19 protein-coding genes are annotated in these 23,790 nt (G+C 67.1%); 14 read left to right on the top strand and 5 right to left on the bottom strand.

Annotated features, from left to right (window positions below; translation table 11 throughout):
* Positions 1–7: 7 nt before the first annotated feature.
* The 7 genes from yvcK (at position 8) to AC5Y4F_RS13200 (ending at position 8,626) form a co-directional block, all read left to right on the top strand.
* Positions 8–1,072 (top strand): uridine diphosphate-N-acetylglucosamine-binding protein YvcK, encoded by a 1,065-nt coding sequence (gene yvcK, locus AC5Y4F_RS13230; protein WP_156750118.1) that lies wholly within the window; start codon positions 8–10, stop codon positions 1,070–1,072.
* A complete protein-coding gene (whiA, locus tag AC5Y4F_RS13225; protein ID WP_040631623.1) occupies positions 1,069–2,046 on the top strand; it encodes a DNA-binding protein WhiA in 978 nt (325 codons plus the stop codon). Before yvcK ends, whiA begins: the two co-directional genes overlap by 4 nt.
* 907 nt (positions 2,047–2,953) lie before the next feature.
* The gene (locus AC5Y4F_RS13220; protein ID WP_499997186.1) at positions 2,954–4,210 is read left to right on the top strand and encodes a PPE family protein; all 1,257 of its coding nucleotides are present in this window, start codon (positions 2,954–2,956) and stop codon (positions 4,208–4,210) included.
* 14 nt (positions 4,211–4,224) lie between these two features.
* Complete coding sequence (locus tag AC5Y4F_RS13215; RefSeq protein ID WP_067936647.1) at positions 4,225–5,592, top strand: PPE family protein; 1,368 nt, start codon at positions 4,225–4,227, stop codon at positions 5,590–5,592.
* Positions 5,593–5,650: 58 nt separating this feature from the next.
* Positions 5,651–6,007: a DUF732 domain-containing protein gene (locus AC5Y4F_RS13210; protein ID WP_067936650.1), complete on the top strand. Its 357-nt coding sequence runs from the start codon at positions 5,651–5,653 to the stop codon at positions 6,005–6,007.
* 140 nt (positions 6,008–6,147) lie between these two features.
* Entirely contained in the window at positions 6,148–7,125 is a 978-nt protein-coding gene (locus AC5Y4F_RS13205; RefSeq protein ID WP_231986401.1) for a PPE family protein, read from the top strand.
* Between the two features lie 106 nt (positions 7,126–7,231).
* Positions 7,232–8,626: a WS/DGAT/MGAT family O-acyltransferase gene (locus tag AC5Y4F_RS13200; RefSeq protein ID WP_067936717.1), complete on the top strand. Its 1,395-nt coding sequence runs from the start codon at positions 7,232–7,234 to the stop codon at positions 8,624–8,626.
* Between the two features lie 18 nt (positions 8,627–8,644).
* Here the strand turns inward: AC5Y4F_RS13200 and AC5Y4F_RS13195 are convergent, their stop codons facing one another.
* From AC5Y4F_RS13195 to AC5Y4F_RS13185, 3 genes are read right to left on the bottom strand one after another with little or no spacing between them, the layout of a single operon-like run.
* Positions 8,645–9,910, bottom strand: a complete 1,266-nt coding sequence (locus AC5Y4F_RS13195) for an alpha/beta hydrolase (RefSeq protein WP_197520610.1) — start codon at positions 9,908–9,910, stop codon at positions 8,645–8,647.
* A 5-nt stretch (positions 9,911–9,915) separates the two neighbouring features.
* Positions 9,916–11,556, bottom strand: coding sequence for an acyl-CoA ligase FadD12 (gene fadD12, locus AC5Y4F_RS13190; protein WP_067936658.1), 1,641 nt, complete (start codon positions 11,554–11,556; stop codon positions 9,916–9,918).
* Between the two features lie 3 nt (positions 11,557–11,559).
* The gene (locus tag AC5Y4F_RS13185; protein WP_231986402.1) at positions 11,560–12,300 is read right to left on the bottom strand and encodes a lysophospholipid acyltransferase family protein; all 741 of its coding nucleotides are present in this window, start codon (positions 12,298–12,300) and stop codon (positions 11,560–11,562) included.
* 513 nt (positions 12,301–12,813) lie between these two features.
* On the opposite strand from AC5Y4F_RS13185, the gene AC5Y4F_RS13180 reads away from it, so the two are divergent.
* From AC5Y4F_RS13180 to ppc, 7 genes are all read left to right on the top strand, one after another.
* Positions 12,814–14,571 (top strand): DUF3556 domain-containing protein, encoded by a 1,758-nt coding sequence (locus tag AC5Y4F_RS13180; RefSeq protein WP_499997183.1) that lies wholly within the window; start codon positions 12,814–12,816, stop codon positions 14,569–14,571.
* Positions 14,568–15,995, top strand: coding sequence for a phytoene desaturase family protein (locus AC5Y4F_RS13175; protein WP_499997181.1), 1,428 nt, complete (start codon positions 14,568–14,570; stop codon positions 15,993–15,995). The genes AC5Y4F_RS13180 and AC5Y4F_RS13175 overlap by 4 nt, the downstream gene beginning before the upstream one ends.
* 172 nt (positions 15,996–16,167) lie before the next feature.
* Positions 16,168–17,187, top strand: a complete 1,020-nt coding sequence (gap, locus tag AC5Y4F_RS13170; protein ID WP_067936668.1) for a type I glyceraldehyde-3-phosphate dehydrogenase — start codon at positions 16,168–16,170, stop codon at positions 17,185–17,187.
* A gap of 3 nt (positions 17,188–17,190) precedes the next feature.
* Positions 17,191–18,420: a phosphoglycerate kinase gene (locus AC5Y4F_RS13165; RefSeq protein ID WP_067936670.1), complete on the top strand. Its 1,230-nt coding sequence runs from the start codon at positions 17,191–17,193 to the stop codon at positions 18,418–18,420.
* A gap of 14 nt (positions 18,421–18,434) precedes the next feature.
* Positions 18,435–19,220 carry a triose-phosphate isomerase gene (tpiA, locus tag AC5Y4F_RS13160; RefSeq protein ID WP_067936673.1) on the top strand — a complete coding sequence of 262 codons (786 nt, stop codon included), beginning with the start codon at positions 18,435–18,437 and terminating at the stop codon, positions 19,218–19,220.
* A 30-nt stretch (positions 19,221–19,250) separates the two neighbouring features.
* Complete coding sequence (gene secG, locus AC5Y4F_RS13155) at positions 19,251–19,484, top strand: preprotein translocase subunit SecG (protein ID WP_065054303.1); 234 nt, start codon at positions 19,251–19,253, stop codon at positions 19,482–19,484.
* A gap of 52 nt (positions 19,485–19,536) precedes the next feature.
* The gene (ppc, locus tag AC5Y4F_RS13150; protein ID WP_067936677.1) at positions 19,537–22,344 is read left to right on the top strand and encodes a phosphoenolpyruvate carboxylase; all 2,808 of its coding nucleotides are present in this window, start codon (positions 19,537–19,539) and stop codon (positions 22,342–22,344) included.
* A 35-nt stretch (positions 22,345–22,379) separates the two neighbouring features.
* On the opposite strand, the gene AC5Y4F_RS13145 is transcribed toward ppc, so the two are convergent.
* Positions 22,380–23,309, bottom strand: a complete 930-nt coding sequence (locus AC5Y4F_RS13145) for a histone deacetylase family protein (protein ID WP_499997177.1) — start codon at positions 23,307–23,309, stop codon at positions 22,380–22,382.
* 19 nt (positions 23,310–23,328) lie between these two features.
* Positions 23,329–23,727, bottom strand: coding sequence for an ATPase (locus AC5Y4F_RS13140; RefSeq protein WP_067936682.1), 399 nt, complete (start codon positions 23,725–23,727; stop codon positions 23,329–23,331).
* Positions 23,728–23,790 lie beyond the last annotated feature (63 nt).

Raw genomic sequence — 23,790 nt, 5'->3', positions numbered from 1 at the left:
CGAGCCGATAAACCGGGGCATCGTCGCGCTGGGCGGCGGACACGGCCTGTACGCGACGCTGTCGGCGGCTCGTCGGCTGACTCCCCATGTCACCGCGGTGGTCACCGTCGCCGACGACGGCGGTTCTTCGGGCCGGCTGCGCAACGAACTGGATGTCGTGCCCCCCGGCGACCTGCGAATGGCGTTGGCCGCCTTGGCATCCGACAGTCCGCACGGTCGGCTGTGGGCGACCATCATGCAGCACCGGTTCGGCGGCAGCGGCGCCTTGGCCGGGCATCCGATCGGCAACCTGTTACTGGCCGGCCTGTCCGAGGTGCTGGCCGATCCGGTGGCCGCCCTCGATGAGCTCGGGCGCATCCTCGGCGTCAAGGGGCGGGTGCTGCCGATGTGCCCGATCGCGCTACAGATCGAGGCCGACGTCTCCGGCCTGGAAAGCGACCCCCGGATCTTCCGGCTGATCCGCGGCCAGGTGGCCATCGCGACCACACCGGGCAAGGTGCGCCGCGTGCGGCTGCTGCCCGACAACCCCCCGGCGACACGGCAGGCCGTCGACGCCATCATGGCCGCCGACTTGGTGGTGCTGGGCCCCGGCTCGTGGTTCACCAGCGTGATCCCGCATGTGCTGGTGCCCGGACTCGCGGCGGCGCTTCGGGCGACCACCGCTAGGCGCGCCCTGGTGCTCAATCTGGTGGCCGAGCCGGGGGAGACGGCGGGCTTCTCGGTCGAGCGTCATCTGCACGTGCTGGCGCAGCACGCACCGGCATTCAGCGTGCACGACATCATCATCGATGCCGAACGGGTGCCCAGTGAGCGCGAACGCGATCAACTGCGCCGCACCGCCACACTGCTTTCGGCCGAGGTCCACTTCGCCGACGTGGCCAGACCTGGTACACCTTTACATGATCCAGGCAAACTCGCGGCGGCCCTGGACGGGGTCCGGGCGGCCGGTAAGGCTCCGGGAGCGTCTCCGATCACTGCCACCGCGGATATTCGGGTCGACGGTGCAGGACCACAAGCCGGTGGGAGTGGACCGGCCGGCAGCGGACCAAGGGGTGACGACGCGTGGCGATGACGACCGAAGTCAAGGACGAACTGAGCCGCCTCATTGTGAAATCGGTCAGTGCCCGCCGCGCGGAGGTCACGTCCCTGCTGAGGTTTGCCGGCGGGCTGCACATCGTCGGCGGCCGCGTCGTGGTCGAGGCGGAGGTGGACCTGGGCAACGTCGCGCGGCGGTTGCGCAAGGACATTTTCGAACTCTACGGGTACAACGCCGTCGTGCATGTGTTGTCGGCCAGCGGGATTCGCAAGAGCACCCGATACGTGTTGCGGGTGGCCAATGACGGCGAGGCGCTGGCCCGCCAGACCGGCCTGCTCGACAACCGCGGCCGGCCGGTGCGCGGGCTGCCGGCGCAGGTGGTGGGCGGCAGCGTCGGCGATGCCGAAGCCGCGTGGCGAGGAGCCTTCCTGGCGCACGGGTCGCTGACCGAGCCGGGACGCTCGTCGGCGCTGGAAGTCAGCTGCCCCGGCCCGGAGGCGGCGCTGGCGCTGGTGGGTGCCGCGCGGCGGCTCGGTGTCAGCGCGAAGGCCCGCGAGGTGCGTGGCGCCGATCGGGTCGTCGTGCGCGACGGCGAGGCGATCGGCGCTCTGCTGACGCGGATGGGCGCCCAGGACACCCGGCTGGTGTGGGAGGAGCGCCGGATGCGGCGCGAGGTTCGGGCCACCGCCAACCGACTGGCCAACTTCGACGACGCCAACCTGCGCCGGTCGGCCCGGGCGGCGGTCGCCGCCGCGGCCCGGGTGGAGCGGGCCCTGGAGATACTGGGCGACACCGTCCCGGACCACCTGGCCTCGGCTGGCAAGCTGCGCGTCGAGCACCGGCAGGCGTCGCTCGAGGAACTCGGCCGGCTCGCCGACCCCCCGATGACGAAAGATGCTGTGGCGGGCCGTATTCGGCGGCTGTTGTCGATGGCCGACCGCAAGGCGAAGGTCGAGGGCATTCCCGACACCGAGTCGGCGGTCACGCCGGATTTGCTAGAGGACGCTTAACCCCGACGCGCGGTGTGCGGCGGTTGCTCCACCGGGCCCGCGCGACTCGCCGGTGGCAAACCGTGTTTGAGCGCTGAACAGTCGGACGGGCAGACGCTCGCAATCGTTGCGGTGAAGAATTTCGATGCGCGCGGTCCGGTGTGGTTCTTCCGTGGCATCCGTTCATGTTCCGGGCCCGAGCGGATCCCATGAATGCGATTTCTTTACGTTGGGTATGAATGCGGCTATCGATATCCTTTTATGGACGAACGGCGGGGCATAAATAGGCGAGGTTGGGATCTTTAGACACCTATTCGACGCGCAAATTCAGAGGGCTTACATAAAATCTTTGAAAATGATATGAGTGCAGACGTACTCGCCGCGTGAGCCAACGGGAGCTGCCTATAGGCAGGCGTGGAGAACGCGCGCTGGCACCGTGGCCACGCCGAACTCAGCTCAGCCACACCTTCGTCCATCGCGATCGCGCGGCCGGTGTTCCGGCCCTCTTCTGTGCTGGGTCCACGCTCTGGTCGGCAGGGCCCAGTCCCCGTGCGGGCGTCGCGGTACGACCCCATTCGCCGCGAACTCAATTTGTGATGGCGAGATTTTTATTCGTGGTTAACGGCCGAGGGGCGCCTTTCCCGGCTCTTCAGCACCCATTCACCATCTCGTCTTCTCGGATTTGTGCGAGGTAGAGACGTTTATCGCCGGTTCGGTTATCGAATCTCGCATGCGCGCCCCGGCGTCGGAACCCTGCGACGGCGCCGACCGTGGTCGATTCTCGGCGGACGGCCTTGGGGTGATCGCTGGCTACTGTCCTGTCTACGAAAGGACATGGTCGTCGCCCAGCAAACTCTTCTGGCGGCGATGAAGTGCTCAACGACGTTGACGTTCGCCTTGTCGGCGACGCAAGAGGCGGGGGAAGGCATTGGATTTCGGGTTGTTACCGCCGGAGATCAACTCCGGCAGGGTCTACTCAGGGCCGGGATCGGCGCCGTTGCTGGCAGCTGCGGCCGCCTGGCAAGGGTTGGCAGCCGAATTGCGTTCGACCGCAGCGTCTTACGGTTCGGCCATCTCGGAGCTGAGAACCACCTGGCGTGGGCCCTCGTCTGCAGCGATGGCCGCCGCGGCGGCCCCATACATCGAGTGGCTTGACGGCACCGCCGTGCAGGCCGAACAGACGGCAGCCCAAGCCAATGCGGCGGCTGCGGCCTATGAAGCAGTTTTCGCGGCCACGGTCCCGCCGCCGGTGATCGTGGCCAACCGGGCGTTGTTGGCGTCGCTGATTGCGACCAACTTCCTGGGCCAAAACACTCCGGCGATCGCCGCCACTGAGGCCCAGTACGCCGAGATGTGGGCCCAAGACGCCGCAGCTATGTATGCCTATGCCGGTTCTGCGGCCGCCGCAACCCGGCTGCCCCCGTTCAGCGCAGCCCCGACGATCGCCGACGGGACCGTTGACCAGTCGGCCGCGGTGACGTCCGCGCTACGGTCGCCGACCGTATCGGGCGCGGAATCTTTGCTGACACAGTCGGTCTCGCAGGCTCCGTTGGCGGCGCAAAGCCTTGCCTTGAACGCCGATGCGGCAACGGCGGCAGCCGGGCTGCCGCTGAGCCTGACGGACGTCACCGGAATCCTGAAGACGTTCAACAGTGTCATGGGAGTTGTCTCCGGACCGTACACGCCGCTGGGCCTGGGGAATTTGATGAAGAACTGGTACCAGATCTCCATCAGCATCCCGAGCCTCGGTGTGGGCATCCAGGGTATCGGCCCCCTGCTGCATCCGAAGCCGCTGCTCGGCGTATTGGCCCCGCTGCTGCACAGCGACCTGCTGAGCGGTTCGGCCGCGCTGTCGAGTGCGGGCTCGGTTTCGGCGGCGGCGGGCCGTGCCGGCTTGGTGGGGTCGTTGTCGGTGCCGTCGAGCTGGGCCTCGGCGGTCCCGGCAATCAGGACGGTTGCCGCCGAGCTGCCAGAGACCATGCTGGACGCCGCTCCCGCAATGGCGGTGAACGGTCAACAGGGCATGTTCGGCCCGACCGCTTTATCGAGTCTGGCCGGGCGTGCTGTCGGCGCGACCGCCACCCGCACGGTCGCCGGGTCGACCGTGCGGGTTCCCGGTGCTGTGGCTGCCGACGACATCGCGACCACATCGACCGTCATCGTGATACCGCCGAACACAAGATAAGAGAGGTTGCGGCAATGGTTTTCGGGGATTTCGCAGCGCTGTCACCGGAAGTGATCTCCACCCAGATCTATACGGGCCCGGGCGCGGCGCCGTTGCTGGGGGCTGCCGCGGCTTGGGACGGGCTGGCTGCCGAGTTGCACTCCGCGGCGGCATCGTACGGATCGGTGATTGCGGAACTGGCCGGCGAGTCGTGGCAGGGCCCGGCCTCAGAGGCGATGACCGCCGCGGCGGCCCCCTATGTGGCGTGGCTATCGACCACAGCGGGCCAGGCCGAAGCGACTGCCGTCCAGGCCCGGGCCGCGGCCGGCGCCTACGAGGCCGCGTTGGCGGCCGTCGTGCCGCCGGCGGTTATCGCGGCGAACCGCAGCCTGCTGGCCACGCTGTTGCAGACGAACGTCTTGGGGCAAAACGGCGCGGCGATCGCGGCGACCGAGGCCGAGTACAGCCAGATGTGGGCCCAAGATGTCGCGGCGATGTTCGGGTACGCCAGCGCGTCGGAGTCCGCCGGCGAGTTGACGCCGTTCGAGAAAGCACCGGCGACCACCAATGACACCGGTTCGGCGACCCAGGCTGTCGCCGTCGCCGCGTCGGAGTCGCAGTCGTTGTCGTCGTGGCTCAAACAGATCGAGGACTACATCACTTCGCTCACCGGCCAATACACCAAGTTTTGGCAGGACTTGATCGGCGGGGCCACGGGGAGTACTGAGATCGCGCCCTTCTGGGAGACGCTGTATTCGACCATTTCGCAATTCGGCACACAGGCGACGTGGACCAACGTTGTCAATTCCAGTACCAGCATGGGCATCTCGCAGTGGAAGAACTTCTTCATCTATGCGCCGTGGAGCGCCGCGATGTCGAAAACGTCGTTGGGCGCCGGTCTGGCGTCTCCGGGGCATGTGGCCGCGGCCGTCCCAGTCAAGCCCGTATCGGCGGTATTGGGCAACGCGCCGACTGTGGGCAAATTATCGGTGCCGCCGAACTGGGCCACCGCGGCGCCGGCGATCAGGCTGGCCTCCAGCGCGCTACCGGCCACCAGCCTCGCTGCGGCCGCCCCGGCAGGTATCCCCGGCGCCCTGGTCAACGAGGCGACGCTGGGCGGCCTGGCCGGCGGCGCCCTGGGCAGCCCGGCGGCGCGTGTCGTCAGCTCGACCGGCATCGAGGCGCCCGGAATCACCGGCGAACGCCGCACGAAGCCGGTCAAGCTGGACCGCATCATCGCCCAACTTCAGGAGATGCCCGACCAGGTACAGCACTGGAACGTCGACGAGGCCGGCCTCGATGACCTGGTCGCCAAACTCAGAACAACGCCCGGCGTACACGCCGTGCACGTGACCGAGGGCGAGGAGATCGCCGTCGGATCGTCCGGCTCGAAGCTGGGGTAGCGCAAGACCGGAACACCCGCGAAAAACCACCATCAACGTACGCATCGAAGGGGGATGCATGAAACTGCTGTTAGCGCTTCTCGGTGTATCGCTGGGGATCGTTACCGCGGTCCCCGCGCACGCCATACCAGGCGAGGATGAGGCGGCCGCCGACGAAAACAATGAAGTCTTCATCGCTGACCTACATACGGTGGGCATCAGCTTCCAGGACCCGAACCAAGCCGTGAGCGCCGGGAAAGCGGTCTGCGGCTTGCTCGCTCGGGGTGTATCGGGTCTTCAACTCCTCAACGACCTGCGGGACAACAACCCCGCACTGACCACCAACGGCGCCGCCCAGTTCGCGACGATATCGGCGAAGGCGTATTGCCCACGGCAACTGGACGCCTCGGCGGGACCCGGCGCCAAAAGCGGATGAACGACTGAGGGTCAACAGCCGCAAGATAATCCGCGACCGCATCACAGCACGACACCGCAATGGCCGAAACCGATCCCCTTCACTCCTTAGAGAAAAGCCTGATGTTGCAGCATAACTCGCCCGCCGTTGAGCTGGGGTCAGTGACGGATTTCGGTACGCTTCCGCCGGAAAGCAATTCCGGGAGGATGCATTCGGGTCCCGGTGCCGGGTCAATGATGGACGCCGCCAAGGCTTGGGGTGCGCTGAGCGCCCAGCTCAGTGACATGGCACTGAGCTATCGGGCGGCTATCTCAACGCTGGATTCCGAACAACGAGGTGCTCCGGCGACGGCGATATTCCGTGCCGTCGCAGACCATCTCGCTTGGCTCGACGCTACCGCCGCGCGGGCCCGTCAGACGGCAGCCCAGGCCAAGGAAGCCGCGAGCGCCTACGGTTTGACGCGTGCGGCGGTAGTGGCGCCTCATCTGATCGATGCCAATCGGTTGCAGCGGATCGCGCTGGCCGCCTCGAACTGCCTGGGCCAAAGCAGTGCGGCCATCGCGGACACCGACGCCGACTACGAAAGGATGTGGGCCCAGGACGCCGCCGCCATGTATGCCTACGCCCGTGCCTCGGCCCGCATCTGGAAGCTGACGCCGTTCAGTTCGCCCCCGCCTCCCGCCGGCCTCTGCGAGGCCGCGCACCATGGCCCGGGGTTCAGCGAGCCGTCCCGAAACTGGCGTCTGACGGTGGCGCCGGAAGTAATCGCCACCGGCTGCCAAGTGATCTCGACTATCTCAGAAGCGCTCGATGAGTTGTCCTCCTCCCCGCTGGCCACCTTCGACGAGTCCCTGCTGCCGATAACGGCACCCTTGTCCAGGCTGAGTGCTTTGTCGGCGCCACTGGACTTCGCGCTCAGCCACCTGAGTTCGGTCAACAAGGCCGCCTCGTTGAACAGGGCCGCCGTCATGTGGTCGCTGCGGCCCGGAGCGGGCCGCACGAATCACGCGGCGCCACGTGTGAGCGTCGGTAGCGGGGCGGCAATCGGGATCTTGTCGGTTCCGCGGGCGTGGACTCGATCAATGCCCAGCCCGAAGTCGCCGAGTCCGCAAGCAACTCCCGTGGATCGCAGCCAATGAGCTCGCCACTTTCCATTCGGTGACACCATGTCGCCTCGGCCAAACCGACCGGTAGTTTGTTCGCCATTGCTGTTCGCGACGGGGGCAGGGGGGCTACGGTCGGGTGATGAAACGGCTTTCGAGTGTTGATGCGGCGTTTTGGTCAGCGGAAACCGCGGGCTGGCACATGCACGTCGGGGCGTTGGCGATCTGCGACCCGAAGGAGTCCCCCGAGTACAGCTTTCAACGCCTCCGTCAATTGCTGATCGAACGTTTGCCGGAGGTACCGCAGTTGCGGTGGCGGGTCACCGGCGCGCCGCTGGGCTTGGACCGGCCCTGGTTCGTCGAAGACGAAGAGCTGGACGTGGACTTCCACGTCCGCCGCATCGGTGTTCCCGCGCCCGGCGGTCGCCGCGAGCTCGAGGAACTGGTGGGCCGGTTGATGTCCTACAAGCTGGACCGCTCCCGGCCGCTGTGGGAGATGTGGGTGATCGAGGGCGTCGAGGGCGGCCGGGTCGCCACGCTGACCAAGATGCACCACGCCATCGTCGATGGGGTCTCGGGTGCCGGCCTGGGTGAAATCCTGTTGGACGTCACACCGGAACCGCGTGCGCCGCAACAGGAAACGGTCGGGTCGCTGGTGGGTTTCCAACTGCCGGGGTTGGAGCGGCGGGCCGTGGGAGCGCTCATCAACGTCGGTGTCAAGACGCCGTTTCGCATCGCGCGGCTGATGGAGCAGACCGTGCGCCAGCAGATCGCCACCCTGGGTGTGCGCAGTAGGCCGCCCCGCTATTTCGAAGCGCCCAAAACCCGCTTCAATGCACCGGTCTCGCCGCACCGGCGCATCACCGGCGCCCGCGTCGAACTGGCCCGCGCCAAGCTGATCAAGGACGCGTACGGCGTCAAGCTCAACGACGTCGTACTGGCCCTGGTGGCCGGGGCCGCGCGTGACTACTTACAGAAGCGCGGTGAGCTGCCGGCCAAACCGCTGATCGCCCAGATCCCCGTCTCGACGCGGACCGACGACGACAAGGACGACGTCGGTAACAAGGTCAGCTCGATGACCGTCTCGTTGGCCACCGATGTCGACGACCCCGGTGAGCGGCTGCGGGCCATCCACGAAAGCACCCAAAGCGCCAAGCTGATGGCCAAGGCGTTGTCCGCGCATCAGATCATGGGGCTGACCGAGACCACGCCGCCCGGGTTGTTGGGTCTGGCCGCGCGGGCCTACACCGCCAGCGGGCTGTCGCGGAACCTGGCGCCCATCAACCTGGTCGTCTCCAACGTCCCCGGCCCGCCGTTCCCGTTGTACATGGCGGGCGCCAAACTGGATTCGCTGGTGCCGCTGGGGCCGCCGGTGATGGACGTCGCGCTGAACATCACCTGCTTCTCCTACACCGACTACCTGGACTTCGGTTTCGTGACGACGCCCGAGGTGGCCAACGACATCGACGACATGGCCGACCGGATCGAGCCGGCGCTGACCGACCTGGAGAAGGCCGCCGCGCGGGAGAACGGTTAGGGGCCGCCGCCGTCAGGCCTAGTCGCGCTCGGGCGGATTCGTCGCGTACACCCAGGACAGGAATCGAGCCACGGCCTCCGCGGACCGATGCGCCCGTGGGGAGCTGAAGATGTCGAAAGCGTGCTGGGCGTGCGGTAATTGGGCGTAGGCGACCGGGTTTTTGGATACCCCACGCAGTTCCTCGACGAACTCGGCGGCCTCGCCGACCGGGATGAGCGAATCGTCGTGGCCGTGCAGGACGAAGAAGGGCGGTGCGTCGGCGCGCAGCCGCCGGATCGGCGAGGCGTCGACGAAGATGTCGCGATGCGCAGCGAATTTCTTTTTGACAACCAGCTTTTGGAGCATGTCCACGAATTCGCGCCGGCCTTCGCCCTCGGTGGAGAACCAGTCATAGCGCCCGTACACCGGCACCGCGGCCACCACCGAGGTGTCGGCGTCCTCGAAACCGGGCTGGAATTTGGGGTCGTTGGGCGTCAGCGCCGCCAACGAACAGAGGTGGCCGCCGGCGGATCCGCCGGTGATCGCCACGAAGTTCGGGTCCCCGCCGTAGCGGGAGATGTTCTCCTTGACCCAGGCGAGCGCGCGTTTGACGTCGATGATGTGGTCGGGCCACGTATGCCGCGGCGATACCCGGTAGCCGATCGACACGCACACCCAGCCGCGCGCGGCCAGGTGGCTCATCAGCGGATAGGCCTGGGGGCGGCGCATTCCGATCACCCAGGCGCCGCCAGGCACCTGCAGCAGCACCGGCGCCTTGCCGTCGCGCGGCAGGTCGCGGCGGCGCCAGATGTCGGCGAGGTTGGCGCGCCCGTGCGGGCCGTAGGACACCACGTTCGTCTTCTCGACGTAGCGCCGGCGCGCGATGGTGTTGCCCAGCGGCAGGGTGCGTCTGCCGCTGCGCGTCGGCGTCGTCTGGGGCAGCTTGCTCAGCGCCTCTTCGTAGTCATCGCCCAGTTGGTCGCGCAGCCCCGCCTCAAGCACCGGCCCGGGGGTGGTGACGCCGCGATACTTGATGACGCCCAGGATGGCCCAGGACGCCACGGTCAGCGCCAGGGCGGCTTTCCCGCGCCGCCCCGCGAAGTCCCCGCGCCGACCCCGCCGCAGCGCGTCGAGCAGCGAGGCGGAGAAGTAGATGCCGGGCACCTCCGAGGCCGGCCAGCCATACCAGAAGACCAGTACGGTGCTGTAGCCCTTGCGGGCCAGCGGGCGTAATCCGTTGGCGGCGTTGATCAACTCGAGCCCGGCCCGTGCGAGCGGCCGGGGCTTTGTGATCGTTCGAGGCAGCCGCTTCACCCCTTCACCCGCGCTTGCAAGTCGGCGCGCAGGACCTTGCCGGTGCTGCTGCGCGGAAGTTCGTCCAGGACCGTGATTTCGCGGGGGATTTTGTAGTTGGCCAGGTTCTCCCGCACGTGCTGCTTGAGCGCCTCAGGAGCGGCGGCCGCGTCGAGCGAGGCGCCGGGCTGCAGCACCACGAAGGCTGCCAGCCGCTGCCCGTATTGTTCGTCGTCCACGCCGATCACCGATGCCTCCGCCACGTCGGCGTGTGCCACCAGGATCTTCTCCACCTCGATCGGGTACACGTTCTCGCCGCCGGAGACGATCATCTCGTCGTCGCGGCCGACGACGAACAGGCGCCCCGCCTCGTCCAGATAGCCCAGGTCGCCCGACGACATGAAGCCGGCGTGGAAATCCTTCCCTTTGCCGGTTGAGCCCTCCGTGTAACCGTCGAACTGAGTGTTGTTGCGCACGTAGATGCTGCCGACCTCGCCGGTGGGCACCTCGTTGAATTCCGGGTCCAGGATGCGGATTTCGGTTCCCCCCGCGGGCCGGCCGGCGGTGTCGGGTGCGGCCCGCAGGTCCTGCGGAGTGGCGGTGGCGATCATGCCGGCCTCGGTGGCGTTGTAGTTGTTGTAGATCACGTCACCGAATGCGTCCATGAACGCGATGACCACGTCGGGCCGCATCCGCGATCCCGATGCCGCGGCGAATCTCAGGGATCGGCCGCTGTAGCGACGTCGCACCTCGGCGGGCAACTCCATGATGCGGTCGAACATCACCGGCACCACGGCAAGCCCGGTGGCCTGGTGGCGGTCGATGAGATCCAGCGTGGCCTCGGGGTCGAATTTGCGCCGGGTGATCACCGTGCAGGCCATGGACGCGGCGAAGATCAACTGGGAGAAGCCCCAGGCGTGGAACATGGGCGCGACGATCACAATGTTTTCCTCGGCCCGCCACGGCGTGCGGTCCAAAATCGCCTTGAGCGTGCCTATTCCGGCGTTGCCGCCGGTTTGGTTGGCGCCCTTGGGTGTTCCGGTGGTGCCGGAGGTGAGCAGGATCATCCTGCCCTTGCGGCCGGAGCGGCGGGGTTGTTGCCCGGCGTGATCGGCGATCAGCTTCTCGACGGTGACATCGTGTCTCCCGTCCGTCCAGGCCACGACGCGGCTGGCGTCCGGCTTGTCCGCCAGGGCGCGGTCCACCGTCGGGGTGAACTCTTCGTCGTAGACCACGGCGTCAACGCCCTCGCGGTTGACGACCTCGGCCAGCGCCGGCCCGGCGAACGAGGTGTTGAGCAGCACGACGTCCGAGCCGATCCGGTTCACGGCCACCACCGCTTCGACGAAGCCGCGGTGATTGCGGCACATGATGCCCACAACCTTCGGCTGGCCCCCGGGCAGGTGTTGCAGCGCGGCGCCGAACGCGTTGATCCGTTGATCGAGTTCCCGCCAGGTCAGCGTGCCGAGTTCGTCGATCAGCCCGGGGCGGTCGGGGCAGCGCTGCGCCGCACCGGCGAAGCCCACGGTCATGCCCATGCCCTCGCGGCGCATGGCCGCGGCCATCTTGAGGTAGCGGTCGGGCCGCATCGGCGCGATCATGCCGGCGCGGCTCAGCGTGGTGATCAATCCGAGCGTCTCGCTCAACGGAATTCGCATCGCTTAGCCCAGGATCGGGAAGCGACGCTTGGCGGCCAGCTCGGTGAGGGCCTCCTGCATCACCGACCGCACGTACTCGTCGACCTCGTCGACATCGGGGTCGTCGCCGAACTGCTTGGCGATGTCGATGGGTGGGAGCACCTGGGTCACGATCTTGGTGGGCAGCGGCAGGTTCGGCGGGATCACCGCGCTCAAGCCGAAGGGGAAGCCGAAGGACAGCGGCAGAATCGCGCTGCGCAGCAAGCGTTTAATGCCCAGCCGCTCGGCCAGCCAGGTGCCGCGGGTCAGATAGAGCTGGGTTTCCTGACCGCCGATGGACACCGCCGGCACGATCGGGACGCCGGCCTCGATCGCGGTGCGGACGTATCCCTTGCGGCCGTCGAAGTCGATGACGTTCTCCGAGCGGGTGGGCCGATAGGCGTCGTAGTCTCCGCCGGGGAACACGATCACCACCCCGCCGGACCGCAATGCCTGCGCCGCGTTCTCGCGGTTGGCGCGGATGTATCCGGTGCGGCGGAAGAAGTCTGCGGTGGGCCCGGTCATCAGGATGTCGTGGCTCAGCGTGTAGACCGGGCGGTCGTACCCGAGTTTGTCGTAGAAGTGGATGCTGAAGATTGGAACGTCCATGGGGAACATGCCGCCGGAGTGGTTGCCGACGACCAGCGCTCCGCCGGGTGGGAACGTGTCCAGGCCGTGCACCTCGGACCGGAAGTATGCCTTCAGGACCGGGCGCATGACCGCCATCAGCCGCTGGGTCAGGCCGGGGTCGAACTTGCCGATGTCCCCGCCGTCGGGTTTGCCGTTGTCGGTCACGTTCCTCCCTTGACGCCCGCGCGGGGCCGCTTCGCCGAATCGATGGTAGCGACAAAGGCCCAGCGGCTGTCATGGTGTTTCGTATTCGAAGACCCGAGGGTGTGATGGGTCGGGCCCCGGGCGCAGCCCGGCCGGCACCGGGCAACCGGCGCGGGCGGCGCTCGACGCCCGCCGTCCGGTGCGTATCGGGAAACCCTCAACGTCCTGATCGACAGAGCTGCGCCGGCGATTTGTCCGCCCGGTACCGGCGGAGGCACGCCCTGCGGTCCGCCGGAGCATCTCTGGCGTGCGCTGAATCACCTTTTACCGCAGCTGTTTTCGTCATCGATTCCCTGGCGAGGTAGCCAGGCGCAGATCACCGGCGTGCGCAAATCGGCCCGCCCGCACGGTCGTGCCGATACATTCGATGGGCCAGCTGGTTTCTAGACAGGAACGAGGCCGTCCATGGGATTCATGTCACCGGAACTTCCGGACGTCGATCGCAGTACCTGGCACACGCTGCCGCGGGCCACCCGACTGCAAGTCGTGACCCGGCACTGGGCGGAATACGGATTCGGGACACCGTACGCGGTGTATTTGCTGTACCTGCTCAAGATAGCCCTGTACGTCGTCGTACCGGCCGCGGTCATCTCGCTCACCCCCGGGCTCGGTGGCCTGGGCCACATCGGTGACTGGTGGACGCAACCCATCGTCTACCAGAAGGTCGTCATCTTCACGCTGTTATTCGAGGTCATGGGCCTCGGCTGCGGATCCGGGCCGCTGACGGGGCGGTTCATGCCACCGATCGGAGGCATCCTTTACTGGTTGCGGCCCAACACGATTCGCCTGCCGGCCTGGCCCGGCAAGGTTCCGTTCACCGGTGGTGACCGCCGTACCGTCATCGACGTTGCGCTGTATGCCATCGTTCTGATCGGCGGGCTGTGCGCGTTGCTGTCACCCGGCCACGGCGGGCCGGTCACCGCCACCGGCGACGTCGGCCTGATCGACCCCGTCCGGGTCATCCCGACGATCGTCGCCCTGGCGCTGTTGGGACTGCGCGACAAGACCATCTTCCTGGCCGCCCGCGGCGAACACTATTGGCTGAAGCTGCTTGTGTTCTTCTTCCCGTTCGCCGATCAGATCGCGGCGTTCAAGCTCATCATGCTGTGCCTTTGGTGGGGGGCGGCGACCTCCAAGCTCAACCACCATTTCCCGTACGTCGTGGCGGTGATGACGAGCAACAACGCGCTGCTGCGGCCCAAGCTGTTCACCCCGATCAAGCACCTGCTCTACCGCGACCACGTAAACGACCTACGGCCCACCTGGTTGCCGAAGCTGATGGCTCATGTCGGTGGCACGACAGCGGAATTCATCGTTCCCACGATCCTGGTGTTCGTCGCCGGCGATCAACCGTGGCGGTGGTTCCTGATCGGGTTCATGGTGGTCTTCCACCTCAACATCATTTCCAACCTCCCGATGGGAGTGCCGTTGGAGTGGAACGTGTTCTTCATCTTCTCGCTGTTCTATCTCTTCGGGCACTACGGCGAAATTCGTGCCACCGATCTTTCCTCGCCGCTGCTGCTGGCGCTCGTGGTGGTCGTGGTGGCCATCGTGATCGCGGGAAACATGTTCCCCGAGAAGATTTCGTTCCTGCCGGCCATGCGCTACTACGCCGGCAACTGGGCCACCAGTCTGTGGTGCTTCCGGGCGGGCGCCGAGGAGAGGGTCGACGCCGAGGTCGTCAAGAGCTCCGCGCTCGTGGTCAATCAGCTGGCCCGGCTCTACGGCCCGGAGACCGCCGAAATCATGGCGGACAAGGTGGCGGCGTTCCGCGCGATGCATATTCACGGGCGGGCGCTCAATGGCCTCTTGCCGCGGGCGATCGGCAACGAGGCCGACTACAAGGTGCGCGAGGGCGAGGTCGTGGCCGGGCCCCTGGTCGGGTGGAACTTCGGTGAAGGCCATTTGCACAACGAGCAGCTGCTCGAGGCGGTACAGCGGCGCTGCAACCTCGAGGACGGCGACCTTCGCGTGATCGTCCTCGAGGGTCAACCCATCCATATCCAAAAGCAGTGGTACCGCATCCTCGACGCCAAGACCGGATTGATCGAGGCGGGCTACGTCACCATCGAGGACATGGCGTCGCGTCAGCCATGGCCCGAGCCGGGTGACGAATTTCCGGTCCACCTCACCACGCAGCCCGTCCTTCACGGAGAGTCGTGACGAAGGCGGTCGTCGTCGGCGCCGGGCCCAACGGCCTGGCCGCGGCAATCCACCTCGCCCGCCACGACATCGACGTCCAGGTGCTAGAGGCGCGCGACAGCGTCGGCGGCGGAGCACGCTCGGGTGAGCTGACGGTGCCCGGAATCATCCACGACCACTGCTCGGCGTTTCATCCGCTGGGAATCGGTTCACCGTTCTGGCAGCAGGTGGACCTGCAACGCTACGGCCTGGCGTGGAAGTGGCCGGAGGTCGATTGCGCACACCCGCTCGACGACGGGACCGCCGGGGTGCTGTACCGGTCGATCGATCGGACGACGGCCGGGATGGGTCCCGACGCCTCGCGGTGGCGCCGCGCGATCGGGGACCTCGCGGCCGGATTCGACGCCCTGGCCGAAGACTTGCTGCGCCCGGTGCTCAACATTCCGCGTCACCCGGTTCGCCTCGCCGCATTCGGGCCGCGTGCGGTGCTGCCGGCCACTACATTGGCCAGGTGGTTTCGTACCGAGCAGGCCCGAGCGCTGTTCGGCGGATCGGCCGCGCACGTCTACACCCGGCTGGACCGCCCGCTCACCGCGTCCCTCGGGCTGATGATCCTGGCCAGCGGCCACCGGTATGGATGGCCGGTCGCCGAAGGGGGATCGGGTTCGATCACCAAGGCGCTCGCCGCGGCCCTGCAATCGCACGGCGGTACCGTCGCCACCGGAGTGACCGTGGGCGGCCGCCGCGACATCCCGGACGCCGACATCATCATGCTCGACCTGAGCCCGGCCGCGGCGCTGCACCTCTACGGCGACCTCATGCCCGGGCGCATCAAACGCTCCTATGCGCGCTACCGCCAGGGATCCTCGGCCTTCAAGGTCGACTTCGCCATCGAGGGTCACATCCCGTGGACCAACCTCGACTGCGGTCGCGCCGGCACGGTTCACCTGGGCGGCACTTTCGCCGAGATCGCCGACACGGAACGCGAACGCGCGCAAGGCAAGATGGTGCCGCGGCCGTTCGTCCTCGTCGGGCAGCAATACCTGGCCGATCCCTCCCGGTCGGCGGGCAACATCAACCCGATCTGGGCCTACGCGCACGTGCCGTTCGGCTACACCGGCGACGCCACCGACGCCGTAGTCGACCAGATCGAGCGGTTCGCCCCTGGATTTCGCGACCGCATCGTTGCCAGCGTCAGCAAGGGCACCGCGGATTTGGCGGCCTACAACCCGAACTTCATCGGCGGCGACATCATCGGCGGCGCCAACGACGGGCTGCAGGTCATCCTGCGCCCGCGCGTCTCGGTCAACCCGTATGCGACGGGTGTGCCGGGTGTGTACCTCTGTTCGCAGTCCACGCCGCCGGGAGCGGGCATCCACGGCCTGTGCGGTTACTACGCCGCCGAGGCGGCGTTGGGCTGGGTCTGCAAGCGCTCTCCCGGGTGATGTTCAGCACACGATTTGACCTGTACCGATGGCCATCCTGCACAGGCGGTGATCCACACCATTACCGGCTCGGCGATCGCGCCTGTCGCTGATCTAGGCTGACCACAGGCACTGTGCGGCTCACATGCAGCAGGCACGGCGAAGACGACCAGGAAAGACAGGGAGAAATCAAGTGACGGTCCGAGTAGGTATCAACGGCTTCGGTCGAATCGGGCGGAACTTCTACCGGGCCTTATTGGCTCAACAGGAGCAGGGCACCGCCGACATCGAGGTGGTCGCGGTCAACGACCTCACCGACAACGCCAGCCTGGCGCACCTGTTGAAATTCGACTCCATTCTGGGCCGCCTGCCCCACGACGTCAGCCTCGAGGGTGACGACACGATCGTCGTCGGCGATAAGAAGATCAAGGCGCTCGAGGTCAAGGAAGGCCCGGCGGCGCTGCCCTGGGGCGACCTGGGCGTCGACGTCGTCGTCGAGTCCACCGGCATCTTCACCAACGCCGCGAAGGCCAAGGGCCACCTGGACGCCGGCGCCAAGAAGGTGATCATCTCCGCGCCCGCCACCGACGAGGACATCACCATTGTGCTGGGCGTCAACGACGGCAAGTACGACGGCAGCCAGAACATCATTTCCAACGCCTCGTGCACCACGAACTGCCTGGGGCCGCTGGCCAAGGTGCTCAACGACGAGTTCGGCATCGTCAAGGGCCTGATGACCACCATCCACGCCTACACCCAGGACCAGAACCTGCAGGACGGGCCGCACAAGGACCTGCGCCGGGCGCGTGCCGCCGCGCTGAACATCGTGCCGACCTCGACCGGTGCCGCCAAGGCCATCGGCCTGGTGCTGCCCGAACTGAAGGGCAAGCTGGACGGGTACGCGCTGCGGGTGCCGATCCCCACCGGCTCGGTCACCGACCTGACCGCCGAGCTGAAGAAGACCGCCACCGCCGACGAGATCAACGCCGCGATGAAGGCCGCAGCCGAAGGGCCGATGAAGGGCATCCTGAAGTACTACGACGCGCCCATCGTTTCCAGCGACATCGTCACCGACCCGCACAGCTCGATCTTCGACGCCGGCCTGACCAAGGTGATCGACGACCAGGCCAAGGTGGTGTCCTGGTACGACAACGAATGGGGTTACTCCAACCGCCTCGTCGACCTGGTCGCCCTGGTCGGCAAGTCGCTGTAAGCCGTGGCTGTCCATAACCTGAAAGACCTGCTCGCCGAAGGGGTTTGTGGCCGCGGCGTGCTGGTGCGCTCCGATCTGAACGTTCCGCTCGAAGACGGCAAGATCACGGATGCGGGCCGCATCACCGCCTCGGTGCCGACGTTGCGGGCGTTGGTCGACGCGGGTGCCAAGGTGGTGGTCACCGCACACCTCGGGCGGCCCAAGGGCGGAGCCGACCCGAAGCTGTCACTGGCGCCGGTCGCCGCGGCGCTCGGTGAGCAGCTCGGCAGGCACGTGCAACTGGCAGGCGACGTCGTGGGCACCGACGCCCTGGCGCGCGCCGAGGGGTTGACCGACGGGGACGTCCTGCTGCTGGAGAACGTCCGCTTCGACGGCAGGGAAACCAGCAAGGACGATGGCGAGCGGCTGGCGCTGGCCAGGCAGCTGGCCGAATTGGTCGGGCCGACGGGCGCTTTCGTTTCCGACGGGTTCGGCGTGGTGCACCGCAAGCAGGCCTCGGTGTACGACATCGCCACCTTGCTGCCGCACTACGCGGGCACGCTGGTGGCCCAGGAGATTCAGGTGCTCGAGCAGTTGACCAGCTCGACGGAGCGGCCCTACGCGGTGGTGCTCGGCGGGTCGAAGGTCTCCGACAAGCTCGGGGTCATCGAGTCGCTGGCGACAAAGGCCGACAGCATCGTCATCGGCGGCGGCATGTGCTTCACCTTCCTTGCCGCCCAGGGCTTCTCGGTGGGCAAGTCGCTGCTGGAAGAAGAGATGGTGGAGACCTGCCGGAACCTTCTCGACACCTACGTCGATGTGCTGCGCCTGCCGAGGGACATTGTGGTGGCCGAGAAGTTCGCCGCTGACTCACCGCCGCAAACCGTGTCGGCCGACGCCATCCCGGACGACATGATCGGCCTGGACATCGGGCCGGACTCGGTCAAACGGTTCACGGCGCTGTTGTGCAACGCCAGGACCTTGTTCTGGAACGGCCCGATGGGTGTGTTCGAGTTCCCCGCCTTCGCCGCGGGTACGAAGGGCGTCGCCGAGGCCATCGCGGAGGCGACCGGCAAGGGCGCTTTCAGCGTGGTGGGCGGCGGGGACTCCGCGGCCGCGGTGCGCGCGCTGGGCATCCCCGAGGGGGACTTCTCGCACATCTCCACCGGTGGCGGAGCGTCGCTGGAATACCTTGAGGGCAAGACGCTTCCGGGTATCGAGGTGTTGAGTCGACCCCAGCCAGACCACAACTAGGGAGGCCCGAAGTCGTGAGCCGCAAACCGCTGATCGCCGGCAACTGGAAGATGAACCTGAACCACTTCGAGGCCATCGCGCTGGTGCAAAAGATCGCATTCGCGTTGCCGGACAAGTACTACGACAAGGTGGACGTCACCGTCCTGCCGCCGTTCACGGATCTACGCAGCGTGCAGACCCTGGTCGACGGTGACAAGCTGCGGTTGACCTACGGCGGGCAGGACCTGTCGCAGCACGACTCGGGCGCCTACACCGGCGACGTCAGCGGCGCCTTCCTGGCCAAGCTGGGTTGTACCTTCGTCGTCGTCGGGCACTCCGAGCGGCGGACCTACCATCAGGAGGACGACGCGGTGGTGGCCGCCAAGACCGCCGCCGCGCTCAGACACGAATTGACCCCGATCGTCTGCATCGGCGAGCACCTTGATGTCCGCGAGGCGGGAAATCACGTCGGACACTGCGAGGAGCAGCTGCGCGGCTCGCTGGCCGGGCTGTCCGCCGAACAGATCGGCAAGGTCGTCATCGCCTATGAACCGGTGTGGGCCATCGGCACCGGGCGGGTGGCCAGCGCGGCAGACGCCCAGGAGGTGTGCGCGGCGATCCGCACGGAACTTTGCGCACTGGCGTCACCGCAGATCGCGGAGGGCGTGCGGGTGCTCTACGGCGGATCGGTGAACGCGAAGAACATCGGCGAGCTGATCGCCCGCGACGACATCGACGGCGGTCTGGTCGGGGGCGCGTCCCTGGATGGCGAGCAGTTCGCCACGCTGGCGGCGATCGCCGCCGGTGGGCCGCTGCCGTGAAAACGATTCCGTCCCGGTAGGCTGGCCGGCATGCAGTTGGCTTTGCAGATCACCCTGGTCGTCACCAGCATCCTGGTGGTGCTGTTGGTGCTGCTGCACCGCGCCAAGGGTGGCGGCCTGTCCACGCTGTTCGGTGGCGGCGTGCAGTCCAGCCTGTCCGGTTCCACGGTGGTGGAAAAGAACCTGGACCGGCTGACGTATTTCATCACCGCCATCTGGCTGGTGTGCATCGTCGGCATGGAGCTGCTGATCAAATACCGCTGACGGCTGATCTGTCGACGGGCGGACGCCGGCATCCGCATCGATACTGGGTCCCATGGTTGAGGCTTCCGATAGCACGCTGGAACCGATCGGCGCCGTACAGCGCACCTCGGTGGGTCGCGAGGCGACGGAGCCGATGCGGGCCGACATCCGGCTGTTGGGCGCCATCTTGGGTGACACGGTGCGTGAGCAGAACGGGCACGAGGTCTTCGCGCTCGTTGAGCGTGCCCGAGTGGAGTCGTTTCGGGTGCGGCGTTCCGAGATCGATCGGGCCGAACTGGCGCGGATGTTTGACGGCATCGACATCCACCAGGCCATCCCGATCATCCGGGCGTTCAGTCACTTCGCCTTGCTCGCCAACGTCGCCGAAGACATTCACCGGGAGCGCCGCCGGGCGATCCATGTCGCCGCCGGCGAAGCGCCGCAGGACAGCAGCCTGGCTGCGACCTACGCCAAACTCGATCGGGCGCAGCTGGATTCGGCCACCGTCGCCAACGCGCTGAAGGGCGCGGTGGTGGCCCCGGTGATCACCGCGCACCCCACCGAGACCCGCCGGCGCACCGTCTTCGTCACCCAGCACCGGATCACCGAACTGATGCGGTTGCGGGCGGAGGGGCACCAGGAGACCGACGAGGGCCGCAACATCGAACTCGAGCTGCGCCGCCAGGTCCTGACGCTGTGGCAGACCGCACTGATCCGCTTGTCCCGGCTGCAGATCACCGACGAGATCGAGGTTGGGCTGCGCTATTACGCCGCCGCGTTCTTCAGGGTGATTCCACAGGTCAACGCCGGGGTGCGCGACGCGCTGCGGACGCGCTGGCCCGACGCCGACCTGCTCAACCAGCCGATCCTGCAGCCCGGGTCCTGGATCGGCGGTGACCGCGACGGCAATCCGAACGTGACACCCGACGTGGTGCGCCAGGCCACCGGCAACGCCGCGTTCACCGCGCTCGCGCACTACCTGGCCGAACTGACCGCCCTGGAACAGGAACTGTCGATGTCGGCGCGCCTGGTCGCGGTCACCCCCGAACTGACCGAGCTGGCCGAGGGATGTGGGGAGAAGGCCCGCGCCGACGAGCCGTACCGGCGCGCGGTGCGCGTGATCCGAGCCCGGCTCTCCGCGACGGGTGCGCAGATCCTGGACCGGCGACCTCAGCACGAGCTGGACCTGGGGTTGACGCCGTATGTCGCGCCGACCGAATTGCAGGCCGACCTGGACACCATCGACGCGTCGCTGCGCGGGCACGGTAGCGCACTGCTGGCCGACGATCGCCTGGCGCTGCTGCGAGAAGGCGTGCGGGTCTTCGGGTTTCATCTGTGCGGCCTGGACATGCGGCAAAACTCCGACGTGCACGAGGAAGTGGTCGCCGAGCTGCTGGCCTGGGCAGGGGTGCACCCCGATTACGGTTCGCTGACCGAAGACGAGCGGGTCGAGCTGTTGTCCGCCGAGCTGGGCACCCGCCGTCCGTTGGTCGGCGACCGCGCGGACCTGTCCGAGCTGGCCCGCAACGAGCTGGACGTGGTCCGCGCGGCCGCCCACGCGATCAAGCGCTACGGGCCGTCCGCCGTGCCTAACTACGTGATCTCCATGTGCCGATCGGTCTCCGACGTTTTAGAGGCCGCGATCCTGCTCAAGGAGGCGGGCCTGATCGACGCGTCGGGGGACGCGCCGTACTGTCCGGTGGGTATCTCGCCGCTGTTCGAGACGATCGACGATCTGCGCAACGGCGCGACGATCCTGCACGCGATGCTCGAGCTTCCGATCTATCGCGCGCTGGTGGCCGCGCGCGACGACAGCCAGGAAGTGATGCTGGGCTATTCCGACTCCAATAAGGACGGCGGATACCTGGCCTCGAGCTGGGCGGTGTACCGAGCCGAGCTGGCCCTGGTTGAGGTGGCGCGCAAGACCGGAATCCGACTGCGGCTCTTCCACGGTCGCGGCGGCACCGTGGGACGAGGTGGCGGGCCGAGCTACGAAGCCATCCTGGCGCAACCGCCCGGGGCGGTGAACGGTTCGCTGCGGCTCACCGAACAGGGCGAGGTGATTGCCGCGAAATACGCTGAACCGCAAGCGGCGCAACGCAATCTGGAAAGCCTGCTGGCCGCCACGCTGGAGTCCACGCTGCTGGACGTGGAAGGATTGGGCGATGCCGCGGAACCGGCGTACGCGGTGCTCGACGACGTTGCCGAGCTGGCGCAGCGCTCCTACGCCGAATTAGTACACGAGACACCGGGTTTCGTTGACTACTTCATGGCCTCCACGCCGGTCAGCGAGATCGGGTCGCTGAACATCGGCAGCCGGCCCACCTCGCGCAAGCCCACCGAATCCATCTCGGACCTGCGCGCCATCCCGTGGGTGCTGGCGTGGAGCCAGTCGCGGGTCATGCTGCCCGGCTGGTACGGCACTGGGTCGGCGTTCGAGCAGTGGATCGCGGCCGGCCCGGAAAGCGAAAGCGAGCGGGTGGACACACTGCACGACTTGTACCAGCGCTGGCCGTTTTTCCGTAGCGTGCTGTCGAATCTGGCACAGGTGCTGGCCAAGAGCGACCTCGGCCTGGCGGCGCGCTACGCCGAATTGGTCGCCGACGAGGAATTGCGGCACCGCGTCTTCGACAAGATCGTGGACGAGCACCGGCGAACCATCGCCATGCACAAGCTCATCACCGGCCAGGACAACCTGCTTGCCGACAACCCGGCGCTGGCGCGTTCGGTGTTCAACCGCTTCCCATACCTCGAGCCGCTCAATCACCTGCAGGTGGAACTGCTTCGCCGCTACCGTTCCGGCGATGACGACGAGTTGGTGCAGCGCGGCATTCTGCTGACGATGAACGGGCTGGCCAGCGCGCTGCGCAACAGCGGCTGACTATCCGCGAATCGCTATTGACGTGGCGGTTCAGCTCAGCCCTTCACCAGCTCGCCGACGTGCGCGGTGACCGAATCGGTGAGGCCCTGCAGGTCATAACCACCCTCGAGCACCGTCACCAATCTGCCCCCGCACAGCTTTTCGGCCGATTTCATCAATTCCCTTGTCACCCAGCCGAAGTCGGTGTCCGTCATCCGCAGTGAACCGAGCGGGTCACGCTCGTGGGCGTCGAAACCGGCGGACACGATGATCAGCTCGGGCGAAAACGCATGCAGCGCGGGCACGATCCGATCCTGAAACGCCGCGCGCAATGCGGCGCCGTCATCACCGGGCGCCAGCGGCGAATTGAAGATGTTGCCGACACCGGTTTCCCGCACCGCACCGGTCCCCGGGAACAGCGGCATCTGATGAGTCGACGCGTAGAGCACACTGGGGTCGGAGTAGAAGATCTGCTGGGTGCCGTTGCCGTGGTGGACGTCGAAATCGACGATCGCGACCCGTGCCAGCCCGTGCTTGCGCTGTGCATGACGCGCGCCGATGCTGATGTTGTTGAACAGGCAGAAGCCCATGGCGCGCTCGGTCTCGGCGTGATGGCCCGGCGGGCGACACGCGACGAACGCGTTCTGCGTTTCACCGGCCAGCACCCTGTCCACCGCCTGCAGCGTGGCGCCCACACCACGCAGCGCCGTCTCCCAGGTCGAGGGCTCCATCATGGTGTCGCCGCCGTCGAGATAGACGTACCCGTGCTCGGGTCGAGCCGCTTCCAATGCGTCCACATAGCGGTTGGAGTGCACATAGCGCGTCGCCGCAAGGCCGGCTGGCTCGGCCTCCTCGCGCACCAGGGCGTCGAAACGCGGCCGGCTCAGCGCCGCCTCCACCGCGCGATAGCGGTCCGGCCGCTCCGGATGGCCGGGAGCGGTCCGATGCGCGGCGAAGGCGGAATGGTGCACCAGCAGCGTGGCCATCGAAAGTCCCGCCAACCGCCTACTGCACGGTCCGGTTGCGCAGTCTGTCCACGAAGCCGCGCACCGCGTGCTCGGTGACCGCGAGGGGGGAAATCATGGTCTCGCCCACCCGCACCATGTCGTCGACCCGCGCAACGATGGCTTCCACCGGTTCCACCAGCACGATCAGCCGCTTGGCCAGGTCATCAAGGCTGGTCATGGTGCCATCCAGGTGATCCAGTCCGGCCTCCAGGCGCTCGACTGTGGCGTTCAGTGCTGAAAGGGAACTGCTGAGCTCCTTCATCGTGGTGCTCAAACCGTCGAGGACGTCTTCGACCTGCTCCACCGTCTTGTCGGCGTTCAACGCGGCCTGGGTGAGCGTTTTGATCCGGCTTCGCTCTTGCCCCCCGCGCACGGTTCTGTCTGCCATGTCCGTCATTATGACCCGGCCGGGGCGCGCGGGAGCCCGAAGGCGTGCACCACGTGGAAAGCGCGGCCAATC

The organism is Mycobacterium sp. NGS56 (assembly GCF_059812425.1).
The sequence above is the reverse complement of the archived record's forward strand: the minus strand, read 5'-3'. Positions and strand labels throughout refer to the sequence as shown.

What these genes read in the sequence shown, in the direction of transcription:
- whiA (WP_040631623.1), top strand. Translation starts at nt 1,069, where the DNA reads ATGACGACCGAAGTCAAGGACGAACTGAGCCGCCTCATTGTGAAATCG.
- AC5Y4F_RS13215 (WP_067936647.1), top strand. Translation starts at nt 4,225, where the DNA reads ATGGTTTTCGGGGATTTCGCAGCGCTGTCACCGGAAGTGATCTCCACC.
- AC5Y4F_RS13210 (WP_067936650.1), top strand. Translation starts at nt 5,651, where the DNA reads ATGAAACTGCTGTTAGCGCTTCTCGGTGTATCGCTGGGGATCGTTACC.
- AC5Y4F_RS13200 (WP_067936717.1), top strand. Translation starts at nt 7,232, where the DNA reads ATGAAACGGCTTTCGAGTGTTGATGCGGCGTTTTGGTCAGCGGAAACC.
- fadD12 (WP_067936658.1), bottom strand. Translation starts at nt 11,556, where the DNA reads ATGCGAATTCCGTTGAGCGAGACGCTCGGATTGATCACCACGCTGAGC.
- AC5Y4F_RS13185 (WP_231986402.1), bottom strand. Translation starts at nt 12,300, where the DNA reads ATGGCGGTCATGCGCCCGGTCCTGAAGGCATACTTCCGGTCCGAGGTG.
- AC5Y4F_RS13180 (WP_499997183.1), top strand. Translation starts at nt 12,814, where the DNA reads ATGGGATTCATGTCACCGGAACTTCCGGACGTCGATCGCAGTACCTGG.
- secG (WP_065054303.1), top strand. Translation starts at nt 19,251, where the DNA reads ATGCAGTTGGCTTTGCAGATCACCCTGGTCGTCACCAGCATCCTGGTG.
- ppc (WP_067936677.1), top strand. Translation starts at nt 19,537, where the DNA reads ATGGTTGAGGCTTCCGATAGCACGCTGGAACCGATCGGCGCCGTACAG.
- AC5Y4F_RS13145 (WP_499997177.1), bottom strand. Translation starts at nt 23,309, where the DNA reads ATGGCCACGCTGCTGGTGCACCATTCCGCCTTCGCCGCGCATCGGACC.
- AC5Y4F_RS13140 (WP_067936682.1), bottom strand. Translation starts at nt 23,727, where the DNA reads ATGACGGACATGGCAGACAGAACCGTGCGCGGGGGGCAAGAGCGAAGC.